Here is an 8,169-nt window from a genome sequence, read left to right as displayed (position 1 = left end):
ATGAAAGGTTTGACCGTTGACGCTGGTGGATAGATACCTAACGTGGCTCGGTTAACAAGGGGACGGTTGATATCCGTTAATAGTGCGTTGTAGGCTTTGGATGAAATACCATGCACAAATGCATTGGGATCGTAGCTTGGGCTAGAGACCATAGCGAGGACGCCATTATCAATAGGATCAAGCACGATAGCGGAGCCTCGGCGACCATCGAGCAACTTGTGAACATAAAGCTGCAAATCGATATCGAGATTCAAAACGATATCTTTGCCAGGGATTGGTGGCACGTACTTTAATGTTCGTATAATTCTTCCACGGCTATTCACTTCGACTTCTTGATAGCCAGCGATGCCGTGCAGTTTTTCTTCGTAAAAACGCTCGATTCCAAGTTTGCCGATGTCACGAGTGGCTTGGTAGTTCGCGGCTCGTTCTTCTCGCGCTAATCGCTGTAAATCCCGGTCATTAATTCGAGATACGTAACCAATAACATGGGTAAGAACACTGCCGTAAGGGTAGTAACGCTTCAAGTTAGCAGTAATGGAAACACCAGGGAAATTGTGTTGCTGCACCGAAAACTTAGCCACTTGTTCTTGAGTTAACTGAGTTAGCAAAGGGACAGAATTAAAGCGACGGGTTTGTCGTCGTTCGCGAGTAAATGTTTCGATTCGATCTGGGGTGATTTCAGGCAGTACTTGTTGTAGCCGCGCAATCGTATCATCAATATTGTCGACTTTTTCTAGTGTGATCTCTAGGTTGAAAACAGGGCGGTTTTCAGCAAGAAGTTTACCATTACGGTCATAGATGAGGCCTCTATTCGGCGCAATCGGTACGACTTTAATGCGATTGTCATTAGAGCGAGTTTTGTAGTCTTGGTACTGATTAACCTGAATGTTGTAGAGATTCGCCAGCAGAATACCCATCAAAAAGATGATGCCGAAAAAGGAAATAAGAGCACGACTTCTAAATAGCCGTGTTTCCTGATGGTGGTCTCGAATTTGGCTATGCTTACGCAACATGGAGGTTACTCTCGATGATAAGGGTGATTGGCTGTAATACTCCAAGCTCTATACAGACTTTCAGCCATCAACACTCGGACAAGAGGGTGAGGGAGTGTTAGCGGAGAGAGAGACCAGCTTTGATCAGCCGCTGCTTTACACGCAGGGGCTAATCCTTCAGGACCACCGATTAAAATCGATACGTCGCGTGCGTCTAACTTCCAGGCTTCTAATTGTTGCGAGAGCTGTTCTGTGTCCCAACGCTTGCCCGGTATATCCAGAGTCACAATGCGATTGCCTTTTGGCACTGCAGCCAGCATTGCTTCCCCTTCTTTTTGTAGGATTCGAGCAATATCTGCGTTCTTCCCACGCTTACCTGCCGTTATTTCGATCAGCTCGAGAGGCATGTCATGTGGAAATCGTCGACGATACTCTTGAAAGCCTTCCTCGACCCACTTAGGCATTTTAGTCCCAACGGCAATAAGCTGAATCTTCACAAACTAGCCCCAAAGTTTTTCTAATTGGTATAACTCACGGTGCTCTTCTTGCATGACGTGCAGCATGGTTGTGCCCATATCAACAACAACCCATTCGCCTTCTTTTTCACCATCCATACCCAACGTGTCTAAACCCGCTTGCTTTACTTCTTTTGCAACATGCCCTGCGATAGAAGCCACGTGTGTTTTAGAGGTGCCAGTACAAATAATCATGTAGTCGGTAATGCTTGATTTACCTTGTACATTAATCGTTTTTATATTCAGTGCTTTCATATCGTCTGCTTTATCAGCAAGAAAGTTATTCAGTTCTTCACGTAACAAAAGGAATTCCTCAGGGGTGTCAATGGGTAAATTTTTGGCTGCGCAGTATAGCATGCTTTTATTAGGATGCTGCCAAGTTGATAGACGGCTGACACAGCTCTAAACTCAATTGGTGCAATATTGGCCAAGGAGACGTGTCATATTGAGTTTTAGACAATATTTCGCACTGTGCAAGTAAGCTCAAACGTTGTTGAATAGCGACGAAAGAAAGTCGAGATAAAGCGCTGTTGTACAGCGGTCGTTTCGATTGCCATATTCTGTGCTTATCGAAGACTTGAGATGCAGACGCTGTTTTGAGTTCTACTTGCAGCTTCAGCAAAAGCATAAGCTCTTTTTGAATTGAGCGAATCAGGATCACCGGCTCTACCGATTCAGCTTCAAGCTGGCGTAAAATCCGTTGAGCTCGCTTTGCTTTTCCTGCCAGCAGCGCATCGATCCAATGAAAAGCAGTGAAATGGTTATGACGGCTCAGTGATTCTTCCAATCTAACCAGAGTTAACTGCCCATCGGGGTAGAGAAGTGCTAATTTTTCTAAGCTTTGGGATAGGGCAAATAAGTTGCCTTCATGCCATTGAGCCAGCATTTGTCTTGCTTCTGCATCTGCTGTTAAACCCAGAGCATGGCAGCGGGATTGAACAAATTGCGGCAGTCTTTGAATGTCTGGTGTTAAGCAACTGACCCAACAACCTTGGTTGTTTAGGGCTTTGAACCACTTTGCATTTTCTTGTGCTTTGGTGAGCTTCCCACCAATGATGATCAGCAAAATATCAGGATGAAGCATTGCGCTTAGTGACACCAGTTCTTTGGAGTGTCCTGCATTGAGCCCTGCTTCTGTCACTTCTAGTTCGATAATTTGGCGAGCGGAAAATAAGCTGAGCGCTTGACAGCAATCGTACACATCATTCCAGTTTAGGTTGCTGTCTAAGGTGAATCGATGACGTTCATCAAACCCCTCTGTCTGAGCTTTAGCTCGGATAGCTTGGTGGGATTCTTGAATCAGCAGTGGCTCATTGCCAAACAGCAAGTAAACAGGATGGCGTTGCCTATTCAGTTGATCTGAAAGTTTGTCGGCGTAAATACGCATGTTCGGCTCTATTGCGCAGTGTCTGCAGCGGTGGAATTGGCTTCCGCTTGTGGGTTTGATATTTGTGGTAATTGGCCTTCAATGGTTTTGATTTTGTACTGCTCTTCCGTATTGTCATAACCCGCAACGAATTGCTCTTCAAGGAGCATTTCATGCGCTTCGATATCGGCTCTTAATCGGCCCATCTGGCGAATAATTTGTGTTGAGGCGAGTTTACGCATTTCATCTTCGATCATGTCACGTTCTACTGACTTTGCTAAAGCGGTCAGTGGGTTATCAAGGTAGCTTCGAGTCACGCTGGTAGAAAATGTCTTCGCACCTAGTTCAGGAATGGTGACGCGGTATGAGGCACGAAAGGTCAACTCAATTTCAGCGGCCCTAGTGTTTTGATACAGCGACAATGTTCTTTCACCAACCCCCTCACCTAATAAGTGCATGTTTGGGATTTCTTCATTTGGTAAAACTATTTCCACATCATTTAGGCGAAATTGATTTTTGACTACACGCGTAAAAGTGCTGTATTCATCGTAACTGGTGACAGAAATAGTCGATAACTCTTCGGGTACTGAATAGTCACCACGCAGATGGAATCCGCATGCCGAAATTAAACTGGCGCTGAATACAACGCAAGCAAGTTTAAATGAGTTAGAAGTCAGGCGCATGTTTAGGAGGCTCTCATTAATTGGGATACTTATCTAATGGCTCTTTGTGCTTATCGGTAGAACAAGACGTAGAACGATTAGATAAGTAAGCAGGGTGGGTAAGCACCCTGCTTAATTTACACGTAGCTAAAATCCAAACTGCATTAGTTTGCCACGATGTTAAGTAACTTACCTGGTACGTAAATAACTTTACGTATGGTTAAGCCATCTAGAAACTTAATGGCGTTCTCATCTTTTAGACCAAGCTCTTTAACCTGTTCTTCTGTCGCGTCTGCAGCAACGATGAGTTTTGCTCTAAGTTTACCGTTGATCATAACCACAATGGTTTTTTCATCTTCAACCAGTGCCGCTTCATCAAACGTTGGCCATGTTGCTGAATCAACGTCGGACTCGCCCAATGCAATCCACATTTCGTAAGAGATGTGTGGCGTCATTGGGTAAAGCATGCGAACAACCGCTTTCAGGGCTTCATCTAGAATCGCACGATCTTGTGTTGACTCTTGAGGCGCTTTCGCCAGTTTGTTCATGAGTTCCATGATGGCAGCAATCGCGGTGTTAAAGGTTTGACGACGAGCGATATCATCGGTGACTTTTGCGATTGTCTTGTGAACATCACGGCGAAGTGCTTTTTGGTCGCCAGAAAGCGCAGAAGCATCAACTGCCTCGGCAGCCCCCTTAGATGAGTGTGCGTGAACCAGTTTCCAAACACGCTTAAGGAAGCGGTTTGCACCTTCAACCCCAGACTCTTGCCATTCAAGTGTCATGTCTGCAGGAGACGCAAACATCATGAATAGACGTACGGTGTCAGCGCCGTATTTGTCGACCATTTCTTGAGGGTCAATACCGTTGTTTTTAGACTTCGACATTTTGATCATGCCAGAGTGTTCAACTTCACGACCTTGATCGTCGACTGCTTTTTCGATGCGACCTTTACCGTCACGTTCAACCGTTACGTCAGTCGGTGCAATCCACTCTTTGGTGCCTTTTTCGTTTTCGTGATAGAACGCATCGGCCAATACCATACCTTGGCATAGTAGTTGTTTGTATGGCTCATCAGAGGTGACATAACCTGCATCACGAAGCAGTTTATGGAAGAATCGAGAATACAATAGGTGCATACAAGCGTGCTCGATGCCACCAATGTACTGGTCAACGGGTAGCCAGTAGTTTGCTTTCTCTGGATCTAGAATGTCGTTTGCTTGCGGTGAACAGTAACGTGCGTAGTACCAAGAAGACTCCATAAACGTATCGAACGTGTCAGTCTCACGTAGAGCGGGTTCGCCGTTGAATGTTGTTTCAGCCCAAGACTTGTCAGCCTTGATTGGGCTCGTTACGCCATCCATTACTACATCTTCAGGAAGAATGACTGGCAGTTGGTCTGCTGGTACTGGGTGAACTTCACCGTCTTCAGTGGTTACCATTGGGATTGGAGCGCCCCAGTAACGCTGGCGAGATACCCCCCAGTCACGTAGACGGAAGTTTACTGTCTTCTTACCTTTGCCTTCAGCTTCAAGCTTCGCAGCAATTGCATCGAATGCTTCTTGGAACGCAAGACCATCGAATTCACCAGAATCGAACAAAACGCCTTTTTCTGTGTAAGCCGCTTCAGAAACGTTTAGCTCAGAACCGTCTTCTGGTTTGATGACTGGAATGATGTCGATACCGTATTTAACTGCAAATTCGTAATCACGTTGATCGTGAGCAGGAACCGCCATTACCGCGCCCGTGCCGTAATCCATAAGAACGAAGTTTGCTACGTAAATAGGAACAACACGACCGTTAAGAGGATGGATAGCCGTTAGGCCAGTATCCATGCCTTTCTTTTCCATCGTTGCCAATTCTGCTTCAGCCACTTTGGTGTTACGACATTCATCAACGAATGCTGCAAGCTCTGGGTTGTTCTTAGACGCTTTCTCTGCCAGTGGGTGACCTGCTGCGATACCAACGTAAGAAACCCCCATTAGCGTGTCTGGACGCGTTGTGTATACTTCTAATGGCGCTTCTTCACCGTTAACAGCGAAAGAGAGTTCAACACCTTCAGAGCGACCGATCCAGTTGCGCTGCATGGTTTTCACCATTTCAGGCCAACCTTCAAGGTTATCTAAGTCATCGAGTAACTCTTGAGCGTACTCTGTGATTTTAATGAACCACTGTGGAATTTTCTTTTGCTCTACAGGCGTGTCACAACGCCAGCAGCAACCATCTTCTACTTGCTCATTAGCCAGTACAGTTTGGTCGTTAGGGCACCAGTTAACAGAAGAGGTTTTCTTGTACACTAGGCCTTTTTCGTACAGTTTGGTAAAGAACTCTTGTTCCCAACGGTAATATTCTGGCGTACAGGTTGCGAATTCACGACTCCAGTCATAACCAAAGCCGAGTAATTTCAGCTGGTTTTTCATGTACTCGATGTTTTCATATGTCCACGGCGCTGGCGCAGTTTTGTTCTTGACTGCGGCGTTTTCAGCAGGAAGTCCAAATGCATCCCAACCAATTGGCTGCATGACATTTTTTCCTTGCAGACGCTGGAAACGAGATACCACATCACCGATAGTGTAGTTGCGAACGTGACCCATGTGCAGTCGCCCACTAGGGTAAGGAAACATAGAGAGACAGTAGAATTTTTCTTTATTTGGGTCTTCACTTACAACAAAGGTCTTGCTGTTGTCCCAGTGCTGCTGAACTTTTTGTTCAATGTCTTGCGGGTTATATTGCTCTTGCATCGATGATATCCGGTTATCTTGGAATTTGTGAGTTCGGTTAGAACAGAATCTTAAAGATCGACATAGAATACCTAAAGGAGCGTAGTACAACAATAGCCAATCTATCTTGAGGGGGTTTGTTATGCCAAAACATAAAGCGGGTTACGAAGATATGTTCGATGAGGTTGTCGAAACATTGAAAAGTAGCCCTGAAGAAATTACCCATGTTTTTGAAACATCCGCTAAAGTCGTCAGCGCTGCTAATGATATGACTAAAGATGAGCTTTCATTGATTTCAGCGTATCTACAATCTGACTTTAAGGCGTTCGCTGATAATTATGAAGAGAGCAAAGGCAGCCCATTTTCGATCATGATTTCGGATTCGATTTGGCAGGGGTTGCTTGATATTACCGATCGAACAAAGGTTGAGTGGGTCGAGCTGTTTCAAGATCTTGAACATCAGGGGCTATATCAGGCAGGGGATATGATAGGGCTTGGTATTTTGATTTGTGATGAATGTGGTCATAAGGTGCAGTATAACCATCCCACAAAAGTGATCGCCTGCACGCAATGTGGCCATACTGGGTTTAGTCGGCAGGCATTAAAGCCTTAGCGAATACTGCATTCTGTTTTTCGCTGAGGGCCGCTAACACCGATAATCTAGCACCTCACCAATCATCTTTGTTCTTAGGTGCGAGCTACTAGGTTATCGGTTGTTAGTGTTAAATACTGAGCTTGTTGCTGTGAAGTACTGATCATTGAGCGTTGACCACTAAGCGTTAAGCACTAAGCACGAAAGCTTAAGGTCTCAACGCTTAGGCTTAGCAACGGTGTTACGAGCGGCAACGGCGGAAAGAACCAAACTTAAAGCTACCCAAATATACAATGGCCAAGTTCCAAAGTTACGATAAGGGGTTTGGCCGGTTGTTGATTGGAGGGTGGCCGTTAACACAGCGGTCTCAAATTGTGCGACTTGTTCGATAATATTCCCTTTAAAGTCGGTTACCGCTGTTACCCCGTTATTGGTAGAACGAATCAAAGGCTTACCTAACTCTCTGGCTCTCATTCTCGCAATCTCCATATGTTGCAGCGGGCCAATAGAGTCCCCAAACCAAGCATCATTAGATAGCGTTAGAATAAAGTCGGTATCATCGGTGACGTTTCGCCTAACTTGTTCATTAAATATAATCTCATAGCACAGCGCTGGTGCCATATGACGACCATTGGCTATGATGTTAGGTTGAACAAAGTCCCCTTGACTGAATGAGGACATTGGTAGATTAAAAAATGGCGCAATCGGTCTTAAAATGTCTTCAAAAGGAACGAACTCACCAAAAGGTAATAGGTGGTGTTTGTGATAGCGTTCATTTGGGTCGTAACTGTAGTCGCCGTAAGGTGTACTGCCAATAGCGAGGACACTATTATAAAAGTTCCCTGTGTCATTTTTGTTCACAACTCCGGTAATGATTGCCGTTTGGTTTTCCTTAGCGGACTCGTCAAGGCTTCGTAGAAAAGCTGGGATCTCAAATTCAAAAGCAGGAATGGCCGCTTCTGGCCAGATAATGACATCTGCATCCCAGTGTTCACGGCTTAGCTCGACATATTTCATGATTATTGGCCAGCGTTGACTGGGTATCCATTTACTGGATTGGTCAGTATTTCCCTGTATCAATGCTACTGTCGTCGAGTTGTCAGAGTCGGGAGTCACCCAGTCCACATTTCTCAGGCCAAACCCAGAAGATAAGATGACGCATGGAATGAGCAATATTGACCATGAACGGCTAAATAGGGAAAAAGCCATGGATGCAGAAGAGAGAAGCAGCAGAAAAGTGATTAACTCTACGCCACCTATGGAGGCAAAGTTCGCGAGTGGTGAGTCTATTTGACTGTAGCCTAGCCATAGCCATGGAAAGC

The 8,169-nt window shown here is 45.3% G+C and carries 8 protein-coding genes; 1 reads left to right on the top strand and 7 read right to left on the bottom strand.

Annotated features, from left to right (window positions below):
- The 6 genes from ACP45E_RS10015 to leuS form a co-directional block, all read right to left on the bottom strand.
- The coding region (locus ACP45E_RS10015; protein WP_277815697.1) for a penicillin-binding transpeptidase domain-containing protein at window positions 1–1,013 on the bottom strand (1,013 nt) is incomplete at its 3' end.
- Between the two features lie 5 nt (window positions 1,014–1,018).
- A complete protein-coding gene (gene rlmH, locus ACP45E_RS10010; RefSeq protein WP_017034701.1) occupies window positions 1,019–1,489 on the bottom strand; it encodes a 23S rRNA (pseudouridine(1915)-N(3))-methyltransferase RlmH in 471 nt (156 codons plus the stop codon).
- Window positions 1,490–1,492: 3 nt separating this feature from the next.
- Window positions 1,493–1,810 carry a ribosome silencing factor gene (rsfS, locus tag ACP45E_RS10005; protein ID WP_065576806.1) on the bottom strand — a complete coding sequence of 106 codons (318 nt, stop codon included), beginning with the start codon at window positions 1,808–1,810 and terminating at the stop codon, window positions 1,493–1,495.
- A gap of 61 nt (window positions 1,811–1,871) precedes the next feature.
- Window positions 1,872–2,894, bottom strand: coding sequence for a DNA polymerase III subunit delta (gene holA / locus ACP45E_RS10000; RefSeq protein WP_017034699.1), 1,023 nt, complete (start codon window positions 2,892–2,894; stop codon window positions 1,872–1,874).
- An 8-nt stretch (window positions 2,895–2,902) separates the two neighbouring features.
- Complete coding sequence (lptE, locus tag ACP45E_RS09995) at window positions 2,903–3,556, bottom strand: LPS assembly lipoprotein LptE (RefSeq protein WP_017034698.1); 654 nt, start codon at window positions 3,554–3,556, stop codon at window positions 2,903–2,905.
- Window positions 3,557–3,699: 143 nt separating this feature from the next.
- Window positions 3,700–6,276, bottom strand: a complete 2,577-nt coding sequence (gene leuS / locus ACP45E_RS09990) for a leucine--tRNA ligase (RefSeq protein ID WP_017038844.1) — start codon at window positions 6,274–6,276, stop codon at window positions 3,700–3,702.
- A 121-nt stretch (window positions 6,277–6,397) separates the two neighbouring features.
- Here leuS and ACP45E_RS09985 point away from each other — a divergent pair, with 121 nt between their 5' ends.
- Entirely contained in the window at window positions 6,398–6,868 is a 471-nt protein-coding gene (locus tag ACP45E_RS09985) for a zinc ribbon-containing protein (RefSeq protein WP_017034696.1), read from the top strand.
- Window positions 6,869–7,063: 195 nt separating this feature from the next.
- On the opposite strand, the gene lnt is transcribed toward ACP45E_RS09985, so the two are convergent.
- The coding region (gene lnt, locus ACP45E_RS09980) for an apolipoprotein N-acyltransferase (RefSeq protein WP_069584961.1) at window positions 7,064–8,169 on the bottom strand (1,106 nt) is incomplete at its 5' end.

It is taken from the genome of Vibrio genomosp. F10 str. 9ZD137 (assembly GCF_049974785.1).
In the GTDB taxonomy this organism is placed as follows: Bacteria; Pseudomonadota; Gammaproteobacteria; order Enterobacterales; family Vibrionaceae; genus Vibrio.
The sequence above is the reverse complement of the archived record's forward strand: the minus strand, read 5'-3'. Positions and strand labels throughout refer to the sequence as shown.

Excerpts from the sequence above, each read along its gene's own strand:
- leuS (WP_017038844.1), bottom strand. The coding sequence starts at position 6,276 with ATGCAAGAGCAATATAACCCGCAAGACATTGAACAAAAAGTTCAGCAG.
- ACP45E_RS09985 (WP_017034696.1), top strand. The coding sequence starts at position 6,398 with ATGCCAAAACATAAAGCGGGTTACGAAGATATGTTCGATGAGGTTGTC.
- lptE (WP_017034698.1), bottom strand. The coding sequence starts at position 3,556 with ATGCGCCTGACTTCTAACTCATTTAAACTTGCTTGCGTTGTATTCAGC.
- holA (WP_017034699.1), bottom strand. The coding sequence starts at position 2,894 with ATGCGTATTTACGCCGACAAACTTTCAGATCAACTGAATAGGCAACGC.